The sequence below is a fragment of the Streptomyces alkaliterrae genome (genome assembly GCF_007097205.2).
In the GTDB taxonomy this organism is placed as follows: domain Bacteria; phylum Actinomycetota; class Actinomycetes; order Streptomycetales; family Streptomycetaceae; genus Streptomyces; species Streptomyces alkaliterrae.
In genome coordinates this window covers 1-2154 of record NZ_VJYK02000524.1, presented here as the reverse complement: position 1 = coordinate 2154, position 2154 = coordinate 1, and the positions used below count along the sequence as shown (strand labels likewise).

The 2154-nt window shown below is 78.6% G+C and carries 1 protein-coding gene; it reads right to left on the bottom strand.

The window, feature by feature from the left end:
* Positions 1–2070, bottom strand: a 2070-nt coding sequence (locus FNX44_RS26370) for a Y-family DNA polymerase (protein WP_143651490.1), incomplete at its 3' end; no start/stop codon positions are given.
* Between the last annotated feature and the right edge of the window lie 84 nt (positions 2071–2154).

The window sequence follows — 2154 nt, the reverse complement described above, 5'->3', positions numbered from 1 at the left end:
CGCCCCGACACCCGCGCCGCCGCTCGGAGTTCCGCCGGCGGGGCGGGCATCTCCGGCTCCGCCGACCCGCCGGAGCGGGGCGGCGGAGTCGGCGAACCCTGCGGGCGCCGCCCGGCCCGTGTCCCGCCCCGCCCCCGGAACGGTCGGACTGTCGGACGCGTCGCCGTCGCCGTCCCGGCCGGTGAGGCCGACGGAGTCGGCCGCCCCGGCATGGCCGCCGCGCGCGCCCGAGGACTCCGCGTCGCCGGAGGAGCGCTCGATGCTCGGCCGGGAGAGGTCCCCGGACTCCGCCCGGTCGTCGGAGGTGTTGACGGAGGCGACAGGCCGCCCGCCCGGATCTGGCAGGACAACGACCTCCCGGCCGGGCCGGCAGCCGTTGGCACCGCCGCCGCAGCCGTTGGCACCGCCGCCCCCGACCGGTCGTGCGGCGCGCCCCGGGCTCCCCGCGCGGATCGTCCGCCTGCCGGTTTCCCGCTCTGAGTCCGCCGGGCCGCCGTCGCCGCTCGGAGAGGCGGTGCCGGGAGCGCCGTTCGCTGCCTCGGGGTCGGTTTCCTCGGCCCCTTGCAGGGGCCGCTCCCCGGCAGGATCGGTGCCGGTGCCGGTGCCGGTGCCGGTGCCGGCGCCGCGTCGGCCCGCGCCGGTGTCGGAGATGTCGTCGGCGCGCCCCGGGTTCCCCGCGCGGATCGTCCGCCTGCCGGCCTCATTCTCCGGGGTCGACGGGGTGCCGTGGCCGGGCCAGGCGACGGCGCCCGGTCGGCCGTTCGAGGCGCCGGGTCGGATCAGCCCCGTGCTGCTGCCCTCTACCGCGTCGGGGTCGGCTTGGCGTGGATGGGCGGTGCGCTCCGGGCGATCGGCCGGGAACGGGGGTTTGTCGGCTTCCCGCCCTGGGGTCGACCGGGCGCCGTGGTCCGGCCGGCGGACGGCGCCCGAACGGCCTTCCGTCGCCTCGACGTTGTGTTCCGGAGCCGACCGGGCGTTGCGGTCGGTCGGGGAGGCGGTGCTGGGGGCACTGTTCGCCGCCCCCGCGCCGGAGCCCGCGCCGGTGTTCTTCGCCGTGTCGGCGGTGTTGCCGGGCCTGACCGGCCGTGTGTCGGCGGTGTGCCGCGGGCCGGGGGCCCGCCACGCGGTGAGCTGCCAGCGGACGCGTTCCGCGACGGCCTGGGCCGACAGGCCCTCGTGGCGCCAGGTCCGGGTCAGCCGTCGGCCGTCTTCGAGTTCGACGCCGACCTCCACGCGGGCGCAGACGACGCCGGAGGCGCGCAGCGAGGCGTGGAGTTCGTCGGCGAGCGCCTTGGCGCGGAAGACCACGGGTTCCAGCCGTCCTTCGGGCGGGTCGAACTCGGCGGTCGCCGCCCAGCCGCCGCCGGGGGTGCGTGAGTGTGGGGCCCGGGACTCCAGGCCGCGTGCCGTGCGGTGGGCGGCGGCTCCCGCCGGGCCGAAGCGGCTGAGTACCCGGTCCGCCGGCAGCGCGGCGAAGTCGCCGAGTGTGTTGATTCCCAACCGGCCCAGCAGACGCCCGAGTTCGGGGCTGCCCAGGACGCCCACCGGGTAGCGGGAGAGGAACGCGGAGGTCAGCCTCGGCGGGATCACGCGTTCCTCGGGGTCGGCGCGCCGGGCGGCGAGCGCCGCGGCGAACAGGGTGTCCGCGATGCCCGTCCGCGCCTCGAACCCGGCTTCCGCGACGGCCCGCGCGGTGCGCGCGGCCAGCGCCGCCTCCCCTCCCCAGTAGCGGGCGGCGCCGCGCGCGGGGAAGGCCAGCAGGCCGGGGCGGATGATCTCCAGACGGGGGGTGACGTGCTGTTCGATGTGGACGGCGACCGGTTCGAAGCAGCGGGCCTCGGCGGCGAGGTCGCGTTCGCGCAGGCGGAGTGCGGGGCAGCGGCTCTGGGCCTCGCGCGGCCGCATCCGGCGGCGTACGCCTGCAGCCCGCGCGGCCGGCGAGCACGCCACGATCCGCCCGGCGGACACCACCGCGACGGGGGTGTCGGCGGGCTCGGCCCGCTTGTCGTCCCTCTCGGAGAGGGCGACCACCGGCCAGTCCGGACACCACACGACCAGTACCCGGTGCATGGCGCTCACCTCACCGCACGTAGCGGTGGCCGCCGCCGGGCGGCGGTGTGGGTGCGGTCGGCGAGCGCCGCCCGGGCGGGGGAG